The sequence below is a fragment of the Isoptericola chiayiensis genome (assembly GCF_013149805.1).
Taxonomy (GTDB): domain Bacteria; phylum Actinomycetota; class Actinomycetes; order Actinomycetales; family Cellulomonadaceae; genus Isoptericola; species Isoptericola chiayiensis.
The window spans coordinates 1-20,805 of sequence record NZ_JABEZT010000013.1; the positions used below are offsets into that span (position 1 = coordinate 1).

Annotated in this window: 18 protein-coding genes; 4 read left to right on the top strand and 14 right to left on the bottom strand. The window is 73.3% G+C overall.

All coding sequences use genetic code 11. From position 1 onward, the window contains the following. Positions 1–144: 144 nt before the first annotated feature. Positions 145–3,819, bottom strand: a complete 3,675-nt coding sequence (locus HDG68_RS16285) for a TM0106 family RecB-like putative nuclease (RefSeq protein ID WP_172153709.1) — start codon at positions 3,817–3,819, stop codon at positions 145–147. Positions 3,820–3,904: 85 nt separating this feature from the next. Here HDG68_RS16285 and HDG68_RS17255 point away from each other — a divergent pair, with 85 nt between their 5' ends. Then, entirely contained in the window at positions 3,905–4,879 is a 975-nt protein-coding gene (locus HDG68_RS17255) for an excalibur calcium-binding domain-containing protein (RefSeq protein ID WP_172153710.1), read from the top strand. A 54-nt stretch (positions 4,880–4,933) separates the two neighbouring features. On the opposite strand, the gene HDG68_RS16295 is transcribed toward HDG68_RS17255, so the two are convergent. Continuing rightward, entirely contained in the window at positions 4,934–5,410 is a 477-nt protein-coding gene (locus HDG68_RS16295; RefSeq protein ID WP_172153711.1) for a hypothetical protein, read from the bottom strand. 211 nt (positions 5,411–5,621) lie between these two features. Here HDG68_RS16295 and HDG68_RS16300 point away from each other — a divergent pair, with 211 nt between their 5' ends. Both HDG68_RS16300 and HDG68_RS17470 read left to right on the top strand, forming a co-directional pair. Beyond that, complete coding sequence (locus HDG68_RS16300; RefSeq protein ID WP_172153712.1) at positions 5,622–6,395, top strand: response regulator transcription factor; 774 nt, start codon at positions 5,622–5,624, stop codon at positions 6,393–6,395. Then, complete coding sequence (locus HDG68_RS17470) at positions 6,392–7,468, top strand: ATP-binding protein (protein WP_172153713.1); 1,077 nt, start codon at positions 6,392–6,394, stop codon at positions 7,466–7,468. The genes HDG68_RS16300 and HDG68_RS17470 overlap by 4 nt, the downstream gene beginning before the upstream one ends. A gap of 114 nt (positions 7,469–7,582) precedes the next feature. Here HDG68_RS17470 and HDG68_RS16310 read toward each other — a convergent pair whose 3' ends face one another. Further along, positions 7,583–8,368, bottom strand: a complete 786-nt coding sequence (locus tag HDG68_RS16310; protein WP_172153714.1) for a hypothetical protein — start codon at positions 8,366–8,368, stop codon at positions 7,583–7,585. Continuing rightward, a complete protein-coding gene (locus HDG68_RS16315) occupies positions 8,365–8,901 on the bottom strand; it encodes a sigma-70 family RNA polymerase sigma factor (protein WP_172153715.1) in 537 nt (178 codons plus the stop codon). Before HDG68_RS16315 ends, HDG68_RS16310 begins: the two co-directional genes overlap by 4 nt. Before the next feature lie 157 nt (positions 8,902–9,058). Here HDG68_RS16315 and HDG68_RS16320 point away from each other — a divergent pair, with 157 nt between their 5' ends. After that, a complete protein-coding gene (locus tag HDG68_RS16320) occupies positions 9,059–9,841 on the top strand; it encodes a hypothetical protein (RefSeq protein WP_172153716.1) in 783 nt (260 codons plus the stop codon). Between the two features lie 41 nt (positions 9,842–9,882). Here HDG68_RS16320 and HDG68_RS16325 read toward each other — a convergent pair whose 3' ends face one another. From HDG68_RS16325 to HDG68_RS16370, 10 genes are all read right to left on the bottom strand, one after another. Then, on the bottom strand, positions 9,883–10,704 hold the full coding sequence (locus tag HDG68_RS16325; protein WP_281359103.1) for an amino acid ABC transporter ATP-binding protein: 822 nt from the start codon (positions 10,702–10,704) through the stop codon (positions 9,883–9,885). Further along, positions 10,701–11,741, bottom strand: coding sequence for an amino acid ABC transporter permease (locus HDG68_RS16330; RefSeq protein ID WP_172153717.1), 1,041 nt, complete (start codon positions 11,739–11,741; stop codon positions 10,701–10,703). Before HDG68_RS16330 ends, HDG68_RS16325 begins: the two co-directional genes overlap by 4 nt. Then, complete coding sequence (locus HDG68_RS16335; protein ID WP_172153718.1) at positions 11,741–12,664, bottom strand: ABC transporter substrate-binding protein; 924 nt, start codon at positions 12,662–12,664, stop codon at positions 11,741–11,743. Before HDG68_RS16335 ends, HDG68_RS16330 begins: the two co-directional genes overlap by 1 nt. Before the next feature lie 239 nt (positions 12,665–12,903). Beyond that, positions 12,904–13,071, bottom strand: coding sequence for a methionine/alanine import family NSS transporter small subunit (locus HDG68_RS16340; RefSeq protein ID WP_172153719.1), 168 nt, complete (start codon positions 13,069–13,071; stop codon positions 12,904–12,906). Further along, on the bottom strand, positions 13,068–14,642 hold the full coding sequence (locus HDG68_RS16345) for a sodium-dependent transporter (RefSeq protein ID WP_172153720.1): 1,575 nt from the start codon (positions 14,640–14,642) through the stop codon (positions 13,068–13,070). Before HDG68_RS16345 ends, HDG68_RS16340 begins: the two co-directional genes overlap by 4 nt. Positions 14,643–14,825: 183 nt before the next feature. Continuing rightward, a complete protein-coding gene (locus tag HDG68_RS16350; RefSeq protein ID WP_172153721.1) occupies positions 14,826–16,085 on the bottom strand; it encodes an FAD-binding protein in 1,260 nt (419 codons plus the stop codon). A 4-nt stretch (positions 16,086–16,089) separates the two neighbouring features. Continuing rightward, positions 16,090–17,292 carry a DNA glycosylase AlkZ-like family protein gene (locus tag HDG68_RS16355; RefSeq protein ID WP_172153722.1) on the bottom strand — a complete coding sequence of 401 codons (1,203 nt, stop codon included), beginning with the start codon at positions 17,290–17,292 and terminating at the stop codon, positions 16,090–16,092. 115 nt (positions 17,293–17,407) lie between these two features. Continuing rightward, entirely contained in the window at positions 17,408–18,943 is a 1,536-nt protein-coding gene (locus tag HDG68_RS16360; RefSeq protein ID WP_172153723.1) for an alpha-N-arabinofuranosidase, read from the bottom strand. A gap of 34 nt (positions 18,944–18,977) precedes the next feature. Further along, complete coding sequence (locus tag HDG68_RS16365; RefSeq protein WP_172153724.1) at positions 18,978–19,802, bottom strand: carbohydrate ABC transporter permease; 825 nt, start codon at positions 19,800–19,802, stop codon at positions 18,978–18,980. Then, positions 19,799–20,740: a carbohydrate ABC transporter permease gene (locus tag HDG68_RS16370; protein ID WP_246254246.1), complete on the bottom strand. Its 942-nt coding sequence runs from the start codon at positions 20,738–20,740 to the stop codon at positions 19,799–19,801. The genes HDG68_RS16365 and HDG68_RS16370 overlap by 4 nt, the downstream gene beginning before the upstream one ends. Positions 20,741–20,805 lie beyond the last annotated feature (65 nt).

Below are 20,805 nucleotides of genomic sequence, written 5' to 3' on the forward strand. Positions count from 1 at the left end.
TGCCTGAAGAACTACATCGCCCGCAACCTCTACCGAGCCCTCAAACGAGCCGACCTCTCACAGACCCCTTGACAACCCATAGAAGCCTCTCGCGGGACGTTGGCCTACTCCGCGGCGGGTTTGCCTACCTCGCGGGAAAGTTGCCTACCTCGCGGTGAGGCGGAGGAACGCGCCGAGCTGTTCCAGGTCCTCCACGGAGCTCGGCAGGTAGTCCGTCAGCCGGGGTGAGCGGACCACGATCGCGCACCACTTGCCGCGCGACACCGCGACGTTCATCCGGTTGCGGCTGAGCAGGAACCGCATCCCGCGGGGCACCTCCTCCGGCGAGGACGCCGCCATCGACACGATGGCGACGGGCGCCTCCTGCCCCTGGAACTTGTCGACCGTTCCCACGGGTACGTCCTCCAGCCCGGCCGCGTCGAGGGCGTGCCGCACCGTCCACACCTGCGCGTTGTAGGCAGCCACGACGATGACGTCCTCGGGACCGAGGGGGCGCGGTGCCTCCCCCGGGGCGGACATCCACGCGCGTCCCTGCACGGCCCGCACCTGCCGCACCACCTCGTCGGCCTCCTCGACGGAGGACACCGCGCGCCCGACGTGGTCGACGAGCACCTGCCGCACCCCCGGCTCCACCCCGTCCAGGGCACGTCCGGAGGCGGTCGAGTGCGCGTGCAGCCGCCCGGAGTAGGCCAGGTCGGAGACCCGTGCGCACAGCGCGGGATGCATCCGGCGCGAGGCGGGCAGGAAGTACCCGAACTCGCCGGGCAGCGTCTCGTGGCCGTCGGCGAGCCACCCGAGCGCCGAGCCCGCCACCCCGGGATCGGGGTGGGTGCCCTGGGAGACCTGCGGGAGCTGCTGGGGGTCGCCGAGCAGCAGGAGCCGGGACGCGGCCCGCGCGACGGCGACGGTGTTGGCGATCGCGAACTGTCCCGCCTCGTCGATGACGAGCAGGTCGAGCCCGTCGGGCTCCCAGCGCTCGTGCGCGAAGTCCCACGCCGTCCCGCCGACGACGCAACCGCGGCCCGCGTCCAGCGCCTCGGCGGCGAACGTGGCCAACCCGTCCGCGTTCACGTCCTGCCACGGTGTCCCGGACTCGGCGGGCTTCACGCCCGAGGGCAGCTTCTTGGCGACCTGCTCGGCGGGGACTCCGGCCCCGAGCACCCCACCGAGCAGGTTCGACACGACGGCATGCGACTGCGCGACGACCCCGACGCGCCACCCGTCGGCGACCAGCGCGGCGATCACGTGCGAGGCCAGGTAGGTCTTGCCGGTCCCGGGCGGGCCCTGGACGGCCAGGTAGGAACGGTCCAGGCGACGCACGGCCCGCTCGACGGCGGTCACGACGTCGGGCTCCCCGTCCGGCCCGGGCGGCGCCACCGGCAGACCGCCCGTGACCCGCGAGGGGCGGCGCTGCAGCAGGTCCGTCATGGGGCCCGCGGGCAGCCGGTCGGCCATCGCGACACCGGCGGACTCCCCCACCTGCCAGGCCTCGAGCGCTGCCCGGCCGGCCTCGGCCGTCGCCGTCTCCAGCGGGCCGGCGGGCACGTGGCTGTTGATGCTCAGGGCGCAGGGGACGTCGTCGTGCGTCTCCTGCCCGGGCCCCACGTGCTCACGCACGACGAACACGTCGAGATCGCGGTCGCCGTCGACCACCCGCTGCACGTCCTGGATGGCCATCTTGTTGTGGAACCACCGCTGCGCGAGGGCCTCCACGGCCCCGATCACCGGCGGGCACGGCACGTCGTAGAGCAGGAACGCGCTCGCCCCGGCGCGCAGCTCGCTGCCCTCGACCGCCTGGCAGGTCAGTGCGAGCACCCGCGAGGGGGCGCGCTTGCCGGGTTCGGTCTCCCAGTCGCTGAGCACGCGGCAGCTCTCGACGACGGAGGCGGAGCGGCGCCCGGGCCACTCGTCGGGCGGGAGCTGCATCCGCGAGAAGTGCGCCTGCCAGAACTGTTTGGACTCGCGGCGGTGGTAACCGACGGCGGCGCCGAGCAGGCTCAGGGCGCGCACGGCGGCGCGGTCGTCCGGTTCGTGCGGGTGGGCGTGCTCGACGGCGGCCCGCACGTCGGCCTCCAGCGCCTCGCGCTCCTGGCGTTCCGGCGTCGTCTCGCGCGGCGCCTCCACGTCCAGGGGCGCCGCGACGGGGCCGTCCACCGGGCCGACCACCTCGTCGTGCGCCCACCGCAGCCAGTCCAGCAGCCGCAGCGTCGACAGGCAGTCGTAGCGGTTGTAGTCCAGGATCTCGGAGCGCAGGCGCGCGGCCCCGGCGGTGTCACCGGCGGCGAGCAGGTCGCAGTACTCGGCGTACTCGACCACGGACGTCGCGGCGTCGGTGACCCCGGACCGCGCCGCCTCGTCCCCCATGTACAGCGGCTCGAGCTTCTTGATGGAGCGCGACCGGTGGGAGATCCGCAGCCCGGAGCACACCGTGGCGTACAGGTCGACCAGGACGCCGGAGCGCAGCAGGTCGTCGACCTCCTCCTCGTAGACCCCGTGCCGCGCGGCGATGGACAGCAGGTGGGTGCGCTCGTAGGCGGCGTAGTGGTAGACGTGCATGTCCGGCCAGCGACGACGTCGCTCGGCCATCTCGTCGACGAAGCGCCGCAGCGCGTCGGCCTCGTCGGCGAACGAGTCCGCCCACAGCGCGTGGAAGGCGGGGCGGCCCTCGGCGTCGAGGTCACGCGTCACCCAGCCGAACAGGTAGTCGATGCCCGACGCCGCCGGTGCCGTGACGTCGTCGGGCGGCGTCCACAACGGGTCGCCCTCGAAGTCGAAGAACACGTCGCCGTCGCTGGGTTCGGGCAGCCGCTCGACGGCGGCCGGGTCGGTGAGCGCCCAGCGCAGCTCGCCGGGGCCGTCGTCGGTCTCGACCTTGACGGACCCGTGGCCGGGGTCCGTGCCGAGCTGCAGCGCGGCCTGCCGCCGCAGCCCCGCGAACCGGTCCGGGTTCATGCCCGCGGGCGACGCCGTCGCGGCGGCGAGCCCGGCCATCGTGGTGATCCCCGCCTCGGCGAGGCGTGCCCGCTGCGGGGCGTGGACCCCGGCGACCAGCAGCACGTCCTGGTGGGCCTCGGCCGCGGCCGCGCAGTCCGGGCAGGCGCCGAGCCGGCGACAGGCGCCGTGCCCGGGATCGTCCCAGGCCACCGGCTCGCCCGCCTCGACGTGCCGCGCGACGACGTCGAGCATCCGGTCGCGGCGCGCGCGGTAGACGGGCAGCACCTCGTCCAGCAGATGGTCGGTGCGTTCGCCGGTGCCGAGCACCAGGTGGGCGGTCTCGGTCGGGTCGATGCCCGCCGCGAGGAGCTGGTCCGCGTACGCGGCGAGTTGCAGCACGGCGCGGACCTTCTCGCGGCGCGCCAGCTTGGTGTCCCACACGGAGTACCGCGGCCCGGGCCCGGAGCCGTCCCGGACCAGGAAGTCGGCGCGGCCGTGGAACCGGCCGTCGAAGAACGCGGCCTGGTAGACCACGTCGGCACCGCCCTCCAGGGCCGCCAGCGTCGCCGAGTGGGCGTCCGTCAGGTCCTCGACCGTCATGCGCCGCGGTGCGGCGATCTCGACCACGCCGCCCGCACCGTCGGACGGCGCCTCCCCGTAGCGGTCGAGCAGCTCGTCCAGGACCGCCCGCTCGTGGGACTCCCCGAGGGCGACCGTGCGCTCCAGCATCTCGTCGCGCTCGCGCGGCCGCGCCGGCACCCGACCGAGCACCTCGTCCAGCCGGCGCAGCAGTGCGTGCTCGCACTCCGCGGCCACGACCAGGTCGCTCGCCGAGTGGACGAGCGTCGCCCCGCCGCGAGCCCCGTCGCCACCGAGAAGGAACATGTCACAGAACTATCAGGGCCCACCGACATGGACCTGGAGGGGTCGGGTTCGGCATAGTGGGGCCGCACCACGCCGAAGGAGAGTCATGACCGTGCGATTCAACCCCCCTCCCGGCTGGCAGGTCCCCCCGGGCTTCCGGCCCGAGGCCGGCTGGTCGCCCGACCCGTCCTGGCCGCCCGCCCCCGCCGGGTGGGAGTACTGGGTGGACGACGACGCACCCGCCACCGCGTCGCCCGCCACCGCCCAGGACCCCGGCGCGACGGCGGTCATGACGCCGGTCAGCGCCTTCGACCCGGCCCCGGCGTCCCCGGCCTCGGCCCCGACGACGGCGGCACCCGGCCCCGCAGCACACGGCCCCGCAGCACCCGCCCCGGGAGCCCACCCGCCGGGCCCTCCGGCGTCGGCGGCACGACCGCCGTCGGACCCCCACCCGACCCAGCGGGCCACGGCACCGGTGCCGCCGCTCGGTCAGCCCTCCGCCGCGGAGCGCGTCGACCCCCGCGTGGCCGCCCAGCAGGCCGCGGCCGCGGAGGCCCAGCGCGAGGCGCAGCGCCCGCGCCGTCGCGGCCCCTCCCCCCTCGTGCTCGCCGGCGGCGGGGTCGCGTGCCTCGCGCTCGGCATCATCGTGGGCGTCATGTTCTCCATGGTGCAGACCTCCGACGCCCGCCAGGCCGTGGCCGACGCCGAGCGCCAGGTCGCGGCCGCCGAGGAGCTCGAGGCCGAGGTCGCCGACGAGCGGGCCCAGATGGAGGAGCGCTCCACCACGCTGCAGGAGCGGGAGGACGCCCTCACGGAGCGCGAGAACGAGATCGCCGAGAAGGAGTCCGAGCTCACGAGCCGCCAGAACGAGCTCGACGAGCAGGCCGCCCAGCGCGAGGAGGAGCAGCAACAGCAGGAGCAGGAGCAGCAGGACCAGGGCGGTGGCGGCGACCAGTGGTGGTACTGGAGCTGTGACGACGCCCGCGAGTCCGGCGCTGCGCCGATCCAGCAGGGGCAGCCCGGCTACCGCGGCGGCCTCGACGCCAACGGCAACGGCATCGCCTGCGAGGGCGGGGAGTAGAACTTCCCGGCGGGCGCCGTGCCGTGACGGCGCCCGCCGCGCTTCCTCCGTCGGTCAGACGGCGGCGAGCGCGTCCACGCCGAGGACGGCGAGGATCCCGAACGCGACGCCCCACAGGATGATCGAGACGATCTGCCAGCCGATGACGGCGCGCAGCGAGGCCCCGAACGAGACCATGATCGCCGAGGTGATCTGGCTGGGCAGCACCGTCTGGCCGAGGAGGCTCACGCCGGCGACGCCGTACTTGTCGAAGCGTCGGCGCAGCTTGACGCGGCGAGGGGTCTCCGGCTTGCTGCGCCCGGCGGTGGCGGCGCGCCGCAGCCGCCCGGCGACCAGCACGAACACGATCATGGAGATCACGTTGCCGACGACGGCGGCGACGACCGCGACCACCGGGTTGACGCCGGCGAGGATGCCGAGCACGGAGCCGGCGTAGGACTCCACGAACGGGATCGCCCCGGCGAGCATCACGCCCAGCCACTGCAGCATCGGGGACAGGGACTCGGTGAACTCCTGCAGGGCCTGGATCACGTCATGCTCCTCGGGGTCGTGGTGAGGGGGACGTGTCCATCCTGGTCGCGGCGCCGCGGCGGCGGCAGTGCCGTGGCGCACCGGTTCGGGTGCACCGCGCACGGCCGGGCCATGACATCCGTCATGGTGCACGCCTTACGGTCCGGTGACGGTGCGCCCGTGACGGGACGACGGCGGCCGTCCGGCGTGCCGGCCGCCCTACGCTGGCCCTATGGTCCGGGTCCTCGTGGTCGACGACGACACCACCGTCGCCGACGTGGTGGTCGCCTACCTGGAGCGCGCCGGCATCACGGCCGAGCACGCCGCCGACGGCCCGGACGCCCTGGCCGCCGCCCGCGAGCGCCCGCCGGACGCCGTGGTGCTGGACCTGATGCTGCCCGGCATCGACGGGATCGAGGTGTGCCGCCGGTTGCGTGCGGACCGGCCGGACCTGCCGGTGCTGATGCTGACGGCGCGCGGCGAGGAGGACGACCGCATCACGGGCCTCGAGGTGGGTGCCGACGACTACGTGACCAAGCCGTTCAGCCCGCGCGAGCTCACGCTGCGGGTGCGGTCGGTGCTGCGCAGGGCGGGCACGCGGCTGCCCGACGGCGGAGGGCGGCCCGCGCACGCGGCCGCGGTGCCGCCGTCGGACACCGTGCCGCCGTCGGACGCCCCGCCGTCGGGCACCCTGCGCGACGGCGACCTCACCGTGGATCTGCCGGGTCACCGGGTGCTGCGCGGCGGGTCGGAGCTGGCGCTGACGGCGCGGGAGTTCGACCTGCTGGCCTGGTTCCTCACGCACCCCGGGCAGGTGCACGACCGCGAGGCGCTGCTGCGCGAGGTGTGGGGCTGGGAGTACGGCGACCGCTCCACGGTGACGGTGCACGTGCGGCGGCTGCGGGAGAAGGTCGAGGCGGACCCGTCCGCGCCGACGCGCCTGGTGACGGTGTTCGGCGTCGGCTACCGGTGGGACGCGTCCGTCCCCGAGGGGGCCGTCCCGTGACGCCGCTGGCGGGCGTGGCGCTGTCCGCCGGGGTGGCCGCCGTCGTCGGGCTGGGTGGTGCGGCGGGCGTGCTGGCGCTGGGTCGACGGCGGCCCACGGCCGCCGCGGTGCTGGCCCCGCTGGTGGTGGTCGCGTCGGTCGCGGCCGGTGTCTACGCGAGCGCGCGGGCGATGTTCCTGTCGGAGCAGGACTCGACGACGGTGCTGTGGCTGCTCCTCGCGACGGTGCCGGTGGCGCTGGTGATCGGGCTGGCGCTGGCGCTGCGCACGCACCGGCTGGCCACCGAGCGGGCGGCGGCCGTGGCGGCCCGCGACCGGGACCGGGAGGTCGAGGAGCGGCGCCGCGAGCTGGTGGCCTGGGTGTCCCACGACCTGCGCACCCCGCTGGCGGCGGTGCGGGCGCTGACCGAGGCGATGGAGGATGGCGTGACCCGCCCGGCGGACGCGGCGGCCGGGATCCTGGCGGAGAACCGTCGCATGAGCGAGATGGTCGACGACCTGCTGGCGCTGTCCCGGCTGCAGTCGACGGGGTTCGAGCTGTCCCGCGAGCCGACCGACGTGGGCGACCTCGCCTCCGACGCGCTGGCGGCGATGTCGCCCGCGGCCGAGGCCCGCGGCGTGCGGCTCACCGGGGAGGTCGCGGCACCGGTGGTCGTCACCGTCGACCCCCGGGAGGTGTCCCGCGCCCTGGGGAACCTGCTGTCGAACGCCGTGCGGCACACCCCGGCCGGCGGGACCGTGTGCGTGCGGGTGGCCCCGGGCGGGCCGGGGTCGCCGGGGCCACCGGGATCGCCGGAGCACCGCGCGGCCGGGGCGGGTCCGGCCGGCGCGGGGACCGCCGTCGTGCAGGTGACGGACGGCTGCGGCGGCATCCCGGACGGCGATCTGTCCCGCGTGTTCGAGGCGGGGTGGCGCGGCACCGCGGCCCGCACGCCGGGTTCCGGGGGCGCGGGGATCGGGCTGTCGATCGTGCGGTCGGTCGCCGAGGCGCACGGCGGGACCGTCGAGGTCGCCAACGTCGCGCTGCCCGACGGCGGGCACGGCTGCCGCTTCACGCTCACGCTGCCCGGCTGAACGCGGGCCTCCCCGGCTGAACGTGGGCCTCCCCGCTGTGGGCGCACTTCTGGGGACTCAAAGGCGCCCATAGGCGGCATATCGGGCCAACGAGTGCGCCCACAGCGTCCGGGGTCAGCCGAGGGGGGCGTCGGCGACCGTGCCGTCGGTGTAGGTGACCTGCGCCGACGTCGCGAACGCCGACTCCCCCGGCGCCCACAGCGCGAACCAGCCGTCCTCGACGGTCGCCTCGACGAGCTCGCCGTCCGTGCGAGCCACCGTCACCGCCGCGACCTCGTCCCCGACACGGCCGAACACCGACGTCACCGCGCCCTCCGCGGCGTCCCCGGCGGACCAGGAGGCCGTGCCGCTGCCCGCCACCGTCAGGCCCCGCGCGTCCGGGACGGCGACCTCCACCCCGACCGCGTCCGAGGAGTACACGTCCGGCGCCTCCCCGCCGGAGGTGACGAAACAGTCGCCGACCGCACCGTCCCCCGCGAGCACCACGTAGGTGTAGTCGCCGCGCGCCTCGGCGAGCACAGGTTCCAGGGGGACCTCGGTGATCTCCGCCTCCGCACCGTCCCCGGCGATGTCGTGCGCCGCCGTCGGGCACGCGCCCGCCCGCTCGACGGCGTCGGCGGCGTCGACCGCGACCGGCACCGCCGTCCACGTGGCGTACGCGGTGGGCGCGCCGAGCGTCGTCGTCAGCGTGACCCCCACCGCGACCGCCGCGACACCGCCCGCCACCGTCCCGGCGATCGCGGCCGGGTGGGCGGGACGACGCACGGGCCGGTACGCGGCCGGCGCGCGGCGGTCCGCGGCGAGGACGGCCGCGAGCTCCGGGTCGTGCGGGCTGCCGGGAGCCCGCAACCCGCGGGCCGGGTCGAGGCGCGAGAGCTCGTCCATCAACGGGGATCTCACGGCGCCTCCTGCTGCAGCCGGCGGAGCTTGTCGGCCGTCCCGCTCGGGACCTCGGAGAACGCCAGCAGCCGCTTGCGGGCCCGGTTGAGCCGCACGGCGAACGTCGACGCGCGGCAGCCCAGCACCTGCGCGGCCTCGATGTTGGTCAGCCCGTCCCAGGCCACCAGGGCGATGACCTCGCGGTCGGCGTCACCGAGCAGCTCCCAGGCGCGGCGCAGGTCGGTGCGTTCGGTGACCACCTCGTCGACGCCCTCCGACGCCGTCGCCGGCTCCTGCCCGAGCCGCACCCCGAGCGCACGCCACCGCCCGTGCGTGCGCCCCTGCGTCGCGAGCACGTTGCGGGCGACGCCGTACAGCCACGGGCGGGCCTCCGTCGGCACCTCGTCCACCCTTCGCCAGGCCACCAGGAACGTCTCCGAGACGACGTCGTCGACGTGCTCCGGCTCGGCCCGCCGGGCCACGAACCGCACGACCTCCTCGCGATGGTCGACCCACAGCCGGGTCAGCACCGTCCGCGCCTCGGCGTCGTCCACGCTCGTCCTCTCGGTCCTACACCCTGCTCATTGCCGGCACCCCCGCCGGTGTTACACCGTAATGGGCCACAGTTGCCCCGAACGACCCGATCGCTACGCTCGGGGGCGACCGTGGACGCCCGCACGCGTCCTCGACGACGACGTGAGGAGCCACTGCATGCGTACGAACCTCGTCAGGAACCTCGTCGCCGGGCTGGGCGCGAGCGCGCTCGCCCTCGGCGTCGGACTCGTGGCGGTGCCCGCGGCCCAGGCCGACGTCGGCACCCCGGTCGGCCCGGTCGGCGGGTCCGACGGCGGCACCGTCACCGACGGCGAACCCGCCGGGAACCTGCCCGGTGTGCCGGAGCCGGGCAGCGCGGAGCGGGTCTGGGTCGAGTGGGCCGCCGCCGAGCGCGCCGAGGCCGAGGCCACGGACTGGGAGGCGGACGCCGCCGCCCGCGGGTGCGAGCTGCAGGAGGTGACGATCACCGACGAGATGGACGTCGCCTACAACCGGGCCATGGGCGCACCGGACGACCTGGCGACCCACCGGGTCGAGATGGTCGAGAGCTGTGACGGGCCGGACGCCTCCGGCGGCATGTCGCTCGAGACGGACCGCGGAGCGACCACGACTGCGATCGGCTCGGGCTCGGACTGCGACAGCACCAGCGGGCCCGGCACGATCTGCGTCTACAAGTCCAGCGGACGGATCTACGGCTCGTGGAAGTACCGCGGGTCGGGCAGCGCGTCCGGGTTCCTGCGGATCTACCAGATCCCGACGTCGTCCTCGGGCTGCTACCGGGGCACCACGTGGCTCACGGGCCCGTCACGCACCTGGTCCAGCGGCATGACGCGCAGCATCTCCAAGACGCGCACGTCCTACTCCGGGTACTCGGCCCACATCTGGAAGAGCGTCTGGCACGGCCACACCGACTGGGGCAGCACCTGCTCGAAGCTCTGAGCACCCACGCCCGCCCCCTGCCCCTCCGACCGTGAAGCACCTCACAGCACGTGGGAGAGGAACTCCTGCAGCCGCGGCTCGGAGGGGTTCTCCAGCACGGCGCCGGGCGGCCCCTGCTCGACGACGACGCCGTCGTCCATGAACACGACGTGGTCGGCGACCTCACGGGCGAACCCGATCTCGTGGGTGACCACCACCATCGTCATCCCGGACCGCGCCAGGTCCTGCATGACGGTAAGCACCTCGCCGACGAGCTCGGGATCCAGGGCGGACGTCGGTTCGTCGAACAGCATCAGCTCCGGGTCCATCGCCAGGGCCCGCGCGATGGCGACGCGCTGCTGCTGCCCGCCGGAGAGCTGCGCCGGGTAGTGGTCGGCGCGGTCGGCGAGCCCGACCCGTTCCAGCAGCTCGGCCGCCCGCCGCCGCGCCGCCGCCTTCGACAGCCCGCGCACCTGCACGGGCGCCTCGGCGACGTTCTCGAGCGCCGTCATGTGCCCGAACAGGTGGAACCGTTGGAACACCATGCCGATGCGCGACCGCTGCGCGGCGATCCGTCTCGGGTGCAGACGGTGCAGCACGCCCTTCGCGTCGTGGCGGTAGCCGAGCAGCTCGCCGTCGACGTGCACCGAGCCGGCGGTGATCTCCTCCAGCTCGTTGAGGCAGCGCAGCAGGGTCGACTTGCCGGACCCCGACGGCCCGAGGACCACCGTCACCGAGCCCTGCGGCACCACCAGGTCGACGCCGCGCAGCACGTGCAGGGCGCCGGCGCCGTGCCCGAACACCTTGTGGACGCCGCGCGCCTCGACCATCGGCACCTCGGTCGCCGGGGTCGCGTCCGACGTCGGAGCGGTCGTCGCGCTCATGGGGTCACCTCCGCGAACGGGTCGTCCTTCGTGGTGCCGGCGCCGCGGATCGCGGCCTGCCGGCTCAGTCGTCCGGCGCGCCGGCCGGCCCCGCCCGTGCTGCCGGTACCGCCGGAGCCCTTCCGTCCCGCACCGCGCCGCGGTCCGGTGGCACCGCCGTCGAACCCGCGCCCGTAGTACCGCTCGATGTAGTACTGGCCGACCATGAGCACCGAGGTGATGAGCAGGTACCACAGCGCCGCGACGATGAGCAGCGGGATCGGCTGGAACGTGCGGGTGCCGATCGCGGACGTCGCGTAAGTGATCTCCAGGGTGAACGGCACCGCGACGACCAGCGACGTCGTCTTGAGCATGGAGATCGTCTCGTTGCCGGTGGGCGGCGCGATGACCCGCATCGCCTGCGGCAGCACGATACGGCGCAGGATCCGCGACTCCTTCATGCCCAGGGCCCGCGCGGCCTCGGCCTGCCCCGGGTCGACCGACCCCAGCCCGGCCCGCACGATCTCCGCGAGGTAGGCGGCCTCGTTGAGCGCGAGCCCCAGCAGCGCCGCCCAGAACGCCGTGATGACGTCGCGGGTGTCGAACACGAAGAACTCCGGCCCGAACGGGACGCCGAGGCTCAGACGCGGGTACAGCACCGAGATCAGGCCCCAGAACACGAGCTGGGTGTAGATCGGGGTGCCGCGGAAGAACCAGATGTACGCCCAGCTCACCGAGCGCATCACGGGGTTGTCGCTGCGCCGCATGATCGCGAGCAGCACCGCGAGCACGACGGCGATCGCCATCGACCCGAAGGTCAGCACGAGCGTCCAGCCGACGCCGCGCACCACGTTCACGTCGCGCAGGTACAGCCAGACGGTGTCCCAGCGGAAGTTCGGGTTCGTGACCAGCGCGTGGAGCACCATCGCGGCGAGCACGAGCACGACGACGGCGGAGACCCACCGGCCCGGCCGGGGCACGGGCCGGGCGTGCAGCGGTTCGGGCAGGTCCGACGACCGTGCCCCGGCCCGCGGGGTGTCCGTGGCGTGGCTGGTCATCAGACGCCGGGGTCGAGCTCGGCGGTGGCGAGCGCGCCCTCGGCGTTGCCCCAGCCGTCGAGGATCTCGGTCAGCGTGCCGTCGTCCATGAGCTGCTGCAGCGCGGCCCGGACGGCCTCGGCGAGCGCGTCGTCGCCCTGGGCGACGACGACGCCGTACGGGGCGGCGTCGGTGATCTCCCCGAGCGTCTCGATGGAGCCGCCGGCCTGCTCGACGGCGTAGGCCGTCACCGGGGAGTCGGCGTACATGGCCTGCACCTTGCCGCCGGCGAGGTTGGTGGTGACGTCGGCCTGGGAGTCGTAGGGCAGCACCTCGACGGGCTCGGCGCCGTCGGCCTCGCACGCGGCCGAGGCGTCCTCGAGGGCGCCCTGCTGGACGGTGCCGGTCTGCACGCCGACGGTGACGCCGCACAGGTTCGCGGCGTCGATCCCGTCCGGGTTCCCGGTGGCGACGGCGAGCTGGGAGCCGGCGTCGAAGTAGCTGACCATGTGGGCCACCTCGAGGCGCTCGGCGTCGATGGTGAACCCGGAGATCCCGACCTCGTACTTGGTGCCGACGGCGGGGATGATCGCGTCGAACGTGGACGGCTCCACCTGCGACTCGAGCCCCAGGGTCGCGGCGATCGCGGCGGCGATGTCGACGTCGAACCCGACCGGGGTGACGCCGTCGGCGGCCACGAACTCGGCGGGCGCGTAGGACAGCTCGGCGCCGACGGTGAGCACGCCGTCCTCGGCGACCTCTGCGGGCACCAGCGCGGCCAGCTCCGGGTCGGTCTCGATCGCGGCGGCGCTCGGCGCGGCGCTACCGGTGGTGTCCTCGCCGGAGCCGGCGCCGGACCCGAGGTCCTGCGAGGCGGTGGTGCAGCCGGTCAGCAGGGCGACGACGGCGAGGGCGGACACGGGCAGTGCGGTGCGGGTGCGCATGACGACTCCGAGGGGTTCACGGGGAGGGGCACGCCGGTACCCGGTCGGGGCTTCTCGGCGTCTATGCAGCAGTATGCATATCTATTCGCTGCCGCCCCAAATCCGCGCGGCATGACGTCGGTCACCCCCGGCAGCACACTGCCGGCGTCGGCACTTCGTCACCAGGTCGGCAGTGCGGGCTGCCGATCTCGGGACGAATTGCCGACGTCGGCAGCTCGGTCACGTGGTCCGGTCGGGGTCTACGTGTCGTGCTCGATGACGGCCTGGTCCTCGCGGTGGTCGTCCTCACCGCCCGGCGGGAACTCGGTGCGCTCCGGCCGGGAACGCAGGGCGACGATCGCCAGGATCAGACCGCCCCAGACCACGACCAGGGCGACGACCATCATGATGATCGCGGTGGTGCTCATCGCGAGGCCTCCTTCCGCACGGCAGGGTCCTCGACCGGCGGGTACGGCGGCCACGCCCGGTACTCCCGGGGCCCGCGCCAGCGGAACGCCCAGAAGACGAGAGCACCGACCACCAGCAGCGCCACGGTGCCCCAGCCCGCATACAGCAGATACGTCTCATCGTAGTCGCCGTACGGTTCGTCGATACGGATCATGACGGTCTGCACCAGCATCACCACCAGCATCACCGGCACGATCGCCCCGACGCACGCGTACCACCACGCCCCGATCTGCGCCGTCGAGACGGCGTTGAGGTGGTACCGCAGCTCGGGTGCCTTGCGGTAGACCCACACGACCAGCACGCACATGAGGATCGCGGAGAGCACGATGCCCATGTTGTTGACCCAGTAGTCGACGGTGTCGAGCAGGATCAGCCCCGTGGTGGTGCTGAAGCCCAGCACCGAGACCGCGCCGAGCACACCGCCCAGCCACAGCACCGCCGTCGTCCGGCTCAGGGCGAACTTCTCCTGCAGCGCCGCCGAGACCACCTGCAGGATCGAGACCAGCGACGTGAAGCCGGCCATCACCAGCGACCCGAAGAACAACGCCCCGAACAGGGCGCCCGCCGGCATCTCGGACACGATCGCCGGGAACGTCACGAACGCCAGCCCGACGCCGGCGATCCCCAGCTCGTCCACCGTGGTGCCGGACTCGAGGGCCAGGAACCCCAGGGCCGAGAACACGCCGAGGCCCGCCAGCATCTCGAACCCGGAGTTCGAGAACGCCACCACGAGCCCGGGGCCGGTCATGTTCGACCGACGCTTGCGGTAGGACGAGTACGTGATCATGATGCCGAACGCCACGGACAGCGAGAAGAAGACCTGACCGTAGGCCGCGATCCACACGTCCGGGTCGGCCAGCGCGTCCCACTGCGGCGTGAACAGCGCGTTCAGGCCGTCCGCCGCCCCGTCGAGGAACAGCGCCCGCACCACCAGCGCGCCGAACGCGATGAGCAGCAGCGGGATGAAGATGACGTTGGCACGCTGCACGCCCTTGACCACGCCGGCGGCGAGCACCGCGATCACCACGAGCCACACCAGCACCAGCGGGATCAGCACGGCGCCGACGAAGTCGAACGTCAACCACGGGTCGGCGCCCCCGACGTCGGCGAGCTGCAGGTGCTCGCCGAAGAAGAAGGCCTCCGGGTCGTCACCCCAGTCCAGCCCGAACGAGTACACGAAGAAGCTGGCCGCCCACGCGACGACCGCCGCGTAGTAGATCGCGATGACGATGCAGATCATCACCTGGAACCAGCCCAGGGTCTCCAGCCAGCCCTTGACGCGGCGGAACGCCTGCGGGGCGCCACCGCGGAACCGGTGGCCCAGCGCGTAGTCGAGGAACAGGATCGGGATGCCGGCCGTCAGCAGGGCGATGAGGTAGGGCACCAGGAAGGCGCCGCCACCGTTCTCGTACGCGACACCGGGGAAACGCCAGATGTTGCCGAGCCCCACGGCCGAACCGATCGCCGACAGGATGAACCCGACCTGTCCGGTGAACTGCTCCCGCGGGGGGGCTTGATGTTGAGCACTCACGGGTCACACACCTTTCGTGCTGTCTCGCGCCACGTCAAACCACATCATCGTCCATCCGCACGTGACGCACACCACTGTGGCACACCTTCGCCCACGTCACGCGGGCTACGGGCACCCGCCACGCCAGCCGGGGCCCCGGCTCCCGGGCGCCCACGTCCGAGCACCGCACGCCCGGGCGCCGCGTCACCCGAGCAGACGCCCGAGGTACCCGCCGTGCAGCCGACCGTCCGGGTCGAACCGCTCGGCGAGCGCCCGGAAGTCGCCGAACCGGGCGTACAGCGCCCCCGCCTCGGCGGGGTCGAGGGCGAACAGCTTGCCCCAGTGCGGACGCGCCCCGAGGGCGAGCAGCGGCTCCTCGAGGTCGGGCAGGACGCCGGCGACGCCGGGCCCGTCCGGCCGCCAGGTGAAGTGCAGGCCCACGGCGGGGTCCCCGAAGGGGCTCATCCACAGCTCGTCGGCGGCCACGGTGCGGATCTCGGAGGTCTGCAGCAGGGGAGCCACCCGTGGTGCGAGCGCCCGGACCGCCTCGATCGCCTCGACGGCGCGGTGGCGGGGCACGAGGTACTCGCTCTGCAGCTCGGCGCCGGCCGACGGCGTGAACTCGAGGCGGAAGTGGCTCAGGCGCTCGTTCCACGGCCCGGGCGCGCCGAGCTGCGGGGTGCAGGCTGCGGCGTCCACCCCTGGCAGGGGGTGGACCTCCGATGTGGCCCAGCGCAGGTCGGGCACGGGGTCGGGTCGCGTCCCGCCGTCGTCGGCGTCCTCGACGACGGACTTGAACCAGACCTGCCGGACGGCGGGCTCGTCCCAGCCGGTGAACAGGCTCACGGAGTAGGCCGCCCCGGTCACGTCGTCGAACCGGTCGAGGACCGTCTCCCACGGCACGTCGAGCGCGACGTCCTGACGCACCGAGAAGGAGGGCTCGGTGGCCAGCTCGACCCTCGTGACGATCCCGAGCGCCCCGAGGGACACGACGGTCCCCCCGAACAGCTCGGGGTCGCCGTCGCGGGTGATGCGGCGCAGCTCGCCGCCGGTCGTCATGATCTCGAGGCCGACGACGGCGCTCGCCAGCGAGGGGTTCGCGTCGCCGGAGCCGTGGGTGGCGGTGGCGACCGCCCCGGCGACGGTGATGTGCGGCAGCGAGGCCAGGTTGCCCAGTGCGCGACCCTGGAGCTGCAGCGCCCGGGACAGGTCGCCGTAGCGGATGGCCGCGTTGACGGAGACCACGCCGGTCGCCGCGTCGAGGTCGACGGCGGGACGGCCGTCGTCGAGCCGGTCCACCTGCACGTGCACGCCGGGGGTGTCGGCGAGGTCGTTGAACGAGTGCCGTGACCCCAGCGCCCGCACCGGGCCGGGCGTGTCCAGCACGTCCGCGAGCTCGTCGAGGGACGTGGGGCGCACGAGCCCGCGCGCCGAGTAGAGGAGGTTGCCGGCCCAGTTCCGCATCCGCCTAGCCTGCCACGGCGTCCGGCGCCGTGTGCGGCGGACCGGTCAGGTGTCGGCGCAGGTCATCGGTGGCGTGCGCGACGGCGGCGAGGTCGGCCGGGGTCGGGGTGCGCTGCCACTGCAGCTCGAGCTCCTCGGGGCCGGGCGGGCGGCGCGGCCAGCGCCAGCGGGCGGCGCGACGTCCGTCGATCAGCATCGTGTGGATGGCGGCCCGCTGCCGGCCGGGTTCCGGCGCGTCGGGGTCGGCCAGCACGTGGCGCGTCTCGCCGTACGAGGTCACCAGCTCGTCGTAGGCGCACAGCAGGTCCGCGGTGCGGGCGCCCTGCGCGTCCGGGGACGACGGCGCTGCCGGCGTGACGCCGTCGTCCCGCGGTGACGCCAGGTCCGGCGGCCCGTCCGCCACGGCGGGAGTCGTGACCAGGGTGAGGCCGTCGAGGTCGTCGGCGCCGGGCACCTCGACCACCTCGCCGAGGTCGACCAGCACGGCGAGCCCGGCCCGCAGGTCGGTCAGCGTCAGCCCGCACCACTGCGCGAGGTCCTTGACCGTGGCGTGGCCGCGCGCCGGCAGCCAGCGCCGCCACAGCTCGACGACCGCGGCCTCGTGGTCGAACCGGCCTCCCAGCGGCCCGTACCCGGCCGGGACGCGCGCGTCGAAGGCGACGTACGTGTGCCGGCCGTCCGGCGTCGGACCGCTGATCAGCAACCGCTGCAGCTCGGCGTGCATGAGGACGTGGCTGACGGCGATGCCGGGCGCGTCCGCCGCGACCGCACCGGCGGCGACGAGGGCCGCGGTGAGCTCGTCGCGGGTCCGCGGCCCGGCGGCGGCCTCGGCGGCCACCACCTCGATCCCGGCGGACGGGTCGCCCAGCCCCCACGCCTTCTCCGTCGAGGCCATCACCCGGGCGACGCGCGGTGCGGTCAGCTCGAGCAGCCAGCGCGCGTCCTCCGGCCGGACCAGGTGCCACGTGGGCCGCAGGACGTGGGTGCGCAGGACGGCGCCGCCGTCGAGCGAGCGCCACGCGCCGGCCTCGTCGGGCCGTGACGGGGGCGCGACCCGGCGGGCGAGCCCGTGCAGCGTGGGCCGCACCTCCTGGCCCTGCACCGCCAGGAGGTGCCCGACGACGGCGGGCGCGTCCGGCAGGTCCGGCTCACGCAGCCGCTGCGCGCGCAGGCGTGCGGTGCGGACCGTGGCGCCGTCGACCGTCATGGCGCCACTGTGCCAGCCGCCGCCGACGCCACCGTTGTGGGCGCAGTTCTTGGCCCGACATACCACTTGGAACGGGGCAGAACGGGCCACGAGGTGCGCCCACAACGGCGAGAGATCAGGCGAGCGTCAGGCTGACCGTCGCGTAGGAGTGGGCCGGGAGGGTGACCTCGAGGCCGCGCTCGTGCGGGCGGATCGCCGTGAGCTCGACCGGGGCGACGGCGTCGGGCGCCTCGGGCGTGTTGTGGGTGGCCAGCTCCGGCGCGGTCAGCACCCGGCCGCTGTGCCCCGTCACCTCGCGGCCGCGCAGGTCCAGCACCACGGCGCGCTCGGCCGCCGCGTCCAGGTTGCTCAGCGAGACCAGCGCGGCACCGTCCTTGACCGAGGCCGACGCCGAGACCAGCGGCAGCTCGGCGCCGTCCGTCGTCCGCGTGGGCACGCCGTCGAGGTGCACGGCGAGCGAGTCGGCGTCGTGGTGGCCGGTGTTCATCTCGAACACGTGATAGCTGGGCGTGCGGACCAGCGCGCCCGACTCGGGATCGGTGAGCAGCATCGCCTGCAGCACGTTGACCGTCTGGGCGATGTTGGCCATGACCACCCGGTCGGCGTGCCGGTGGAAGGCGTCGAGGTGGACGCTCGCCACGAGCGCGTCGCGCAGGGTGTTCTGCTGGTACAGGAAGCCCGGGTTGGTGCCGGGCTCCACGTTCCACCAGGTGCCCCACTCGTCGACGACCAGCCCCACGCGCCGGTGCGGGTCGTAGCGGTCCATGACCTGACCGTGGCGCGTGAGCAGGTGCTCCATGAACCCGGCCTTCTGCAGGGCCAGGTACCACTCGTCCTCGCTGAACTCGGTGGCGGCGCCCTTGTCCTGCCAGGTGCCGGTCATCGTGTAGTAGTGCAGCGAGATGCCCTGGAACGGCGCGGACGGGGCGGCGGCGTCGGCCGGGGCGTCGAGCGGGCCGAACGACTGCATGAGCACCTCGGTCCAGTGCAGGTCGTCGTCGGAGGCGCCGGCGGCGATCCGGTACACCTCGTTGCCGGCGTGGTCGCGCACGTAGGTGGAGTACTGGCGGGCCAGCGAGGCGAACTGCTCCACCCGCAGGTTGCCGCCGCAGCCCCACGCCTCGTTGCCGATGCCGAAGAACGGCACCTTCCACGGCTCGTCGCGGCCGTTCTCGCGGCGCAGCGCCGCCATCGGGGAGTCGTCGGCACGAGTCAGGTACTCGATCCACTCGCTCATCTCGGCGACGGTGCCGGAACCCACGTTGCCGCTGATGTAGGCGTCGGTGCCGAGCATCTCGCACAGGTCCATGAACTCGTGGGTGCCGAACGCGTTGTCCTCGACCACGTCGCCCCAGTGCGAGTTGACCATGCGGGGGCGCTGGTCGCGCGAACCGATGCCGTCGCGCCAGTGGTAGTCGTCCGCGAAGCAGCCCCCGGGCCAGCGCAGGTTGGGGATCTGCAGCGCCCGCAGCGCCTCGACGACGTCGGTGCGGATGCCCCGCTCGTTCGGGACGTCCGAGTCCTCCCCGACGTAGAACCCGCCGTAGATGCAGCGCCCGAGGTGCTCGGCGAAGTGGCCGTAGACGTGCCGCGAGATGCGCGGGCCGGGAAGGTCGAGGTCGATGACAGCGGTGGTGTTGGTATGTGGCATGGGTGCTCCTGGGTTGCGGTCGTGGTGTGCGGGCTCAGCCCTTGACGCTGCCCGCGAGCAGGCCGCTCACGATGTGGCGCTGGGTGAAGATGAAGAAGACGACCATCGGGATCAGAGCGATCACCGTGATGGTCATGAAAGAGGGCCAGTCGGTGGTGAACTCGGCGACCGCGGAGTACACCTGGAGAACGATCGTCTCCTTCTGCGGTGACGAGAGGAAGACGGTCGGCAGCAGGAAGTCGTTCCAGACCCACATGGTCTGGAAGACGCCGACCGTGACGAGGATCGGCTTGATCAATGGCAGCACGATCCGCCAGAAGATCTGGTTGGTCCCTGCCCCGTCGATACGGGCCGCTTCGATGATCTCGTAGGGAAGCGTGCGCATGTACCCCTGGATGAGGAAGAAGCAGAAGATCGACCCGCCGAGGTACATGATGACCAGGCCGTTGAGACTGTCGACGAGCTGGAACCCGACGAGCGTCCGGTAGAGCGGGATCAGGGTCGACTGCGGCGGGATGATGAAGCCGAGCAGGAGGACCGACCCGATGATCCGCGTGGTGCGGTTCCGGGCGATGATCATCGCGTAGGCAGCCATCGCACCGACCAGGAGCTGGGCCAGGACCGCCAGCACCGTGACGTACAGCGTGTTGCCGAACGACTGGTAGATCCCCGGGTCACCGAGCGTCGCGGACCAGTTGGCGAACGACCAGGTCTCCGGAAGGCCCAGAGGGGAGGAGACCATGTCGGCCTGAGTCTTGAACGTGTTGATGACGATGTAGTACAGCGGCACGCCGATGATGAGGGCGAGCGCCACCATGCCGACGCTGAGCAGCGTGCGGCGCCAGACGGGGACCGTCATGCGAATCTCCTCCCGATGCGGCTCGTCACCCGCAGTTGGGTGAAACCGATGACGCCGACCGCAACGGTGAACATCACCGCGAGCGCCGACGACAGGCCGTACTCCCCTTGCCCCACCCCGGTGACGACGAGCGACTGCGTGATGGTGTAGGTCGCGAAGCCGGGACCACCGTTCGTCAGGGTGTAGGGCAGGTCGAACACCTTCAGCCCGTTGGTCAGCAGCAGGAACGAACTGACCACCATGGCCGGCATCAGCAGCGGAAGCGTGATCGCGAAGAACTGCTGCCGGGGCGAGGCGCCGTCGATCCGGGCGACCTCGTAGTACTCGGCCGGGATGGACTGCAGGTAGGCGAGGTAGAGAACCGCGTGCCAGCCGGTCTGCGCCCACACCCCGACCAGGATCACGGAGATCCGTGCGAGCGTGTTGTCCGACAGCCAGGAGACCGCGTCGATCCCGAACCAGTCGGCGAGGAGCGTGTTGAGCACTCCTGACGGCAACGGCGACAGGATGTAGCTCCAGACGAGTCCGAGAATCGCCATGCTCGGCACCGCGGGGAAGAACCACAGCGAACGCACGAAGTTCCGGCCGACGAACGCCTTGTTGAGCTGCACGGCCAGCGGGATCGCCAAGGCGGTCACGAGGACCGTGGTCCCCACCGCGAACAGCAGCGTGAACGTGAGTCCCGACAGCATGGACGGGTCGTTGAGGATCCGCACGTAGTTGTCGAACCCGATGAAGTTCGCCTCCGGGCTGTAACCGGTGAAGTCGGTGAAGCTCCAGTAGAGCCCCTGCGCGAGGGGCACGACGAACAGGAACAGGAAGACGACGACCGCAGGCACCAGGAAGGCGCGGTTGATCGTGGTCTGCTTCCACCCGCCGCCGGCGGTGCCGCGACGGCGGCGCGTCGCGGGGGCTTCGGGCGTCTGCGCGCGTGTCATGGATGGCATGGTGACCTCCCGGTGCGTGCCCGGCGCGTGAGCGCCGGGCACGCACGGTTCGGCTC

Coding starts and splice junctions, on each gene's coding strand:
- HDG68_RS16285 (WP_172153709.1), bottom strand. CDS start 3,819: ATGTTCCTTCTCGGTGGCGACGGGGCTCGCGGCGGGGCGACGCTCGTC.
- HDG68_RS17255 (WP_172153710.1), top strand. CDS start 3,905: ATGACCGTGCGATTCAACCCCCCTCCCGGCTGGCAGGTCCCCCCGGGC.
- HDG68_RS16300 (WP_172153712.1), top strand. CDS start 5,622: ATGGTCCGGGTCCTCGTGGTCGACGACGACACCACCGTCGCCGACGTG.
- HDG68_RS16320 (WP_172153716.1), top strand. CDS start 9,059: ATGCGTACGAACCTCGTCAGGAACCTCGTCGCCGGGCTGGGCGCGAGC.
- HDG68_RS16325 (WP_281359103.1), bottom strand. CDS start 10,704: ATGAGCGCGACGACCGCTCCGACGTCGGACGCGACCCCGGCGACCGAG.
- HDG68_RS16330 (WP_172153717.1), bottom strand. CDS start 11,741: ATGACCAGCCACGCCACGGACACCCCGCGGGCCGGGGCACGGTCGTCG.
- HDG68_RS16335 (WP_172153718.1), bottom strand. CDS start 12,664: ATGCGCACCCGCACCGCACTGCCCGTGTCCGCCCTCGCCGTCGTCGCC.
- HDG68_RS16340 (WP_172153719.1), bottom strand. CDS start 13,071: ATGAGCACCACCGCGATCATCATGATGGTCGTCGCCCTGGTCGTGGTC.
- HDG68_RS16350 (WP_172153721.1), bottom strand. CDS start 16,085: ATGCGGAACTGGGCCGGCAACCTCCTCTACTCGGCGCGCGGGCTCGTG.
- HDG68_RS16355 (WP_172153722.1), bottom strand. CDS start 17,292: ATGACGGTCGACGGCGCCACGGTCCGCACCGCACGCCTGCGCGCGCAG.
- HDG68_RS16360 (WP_172153723.1), bottom strand. CDS start 18,943: ATGCCACATACCAACACCACCGCTGTCATCGACCTCGACCTTCCCGGC.
- HDG68_RS16365 (WP_172153724.1), bottom strand. CDS start 19,802: ATGACGGTCCCCGTCTGGCGCCGCACGCTGCTCAGCGTCGGCATGGTG.
- HDG68_RS16370 (WP_246254246.1), bottom strand. CDS start 20,740: ATGACACGCGCGCAGACGCCCGAAGCCCCCGCGACGCGCCGCCGTCGC.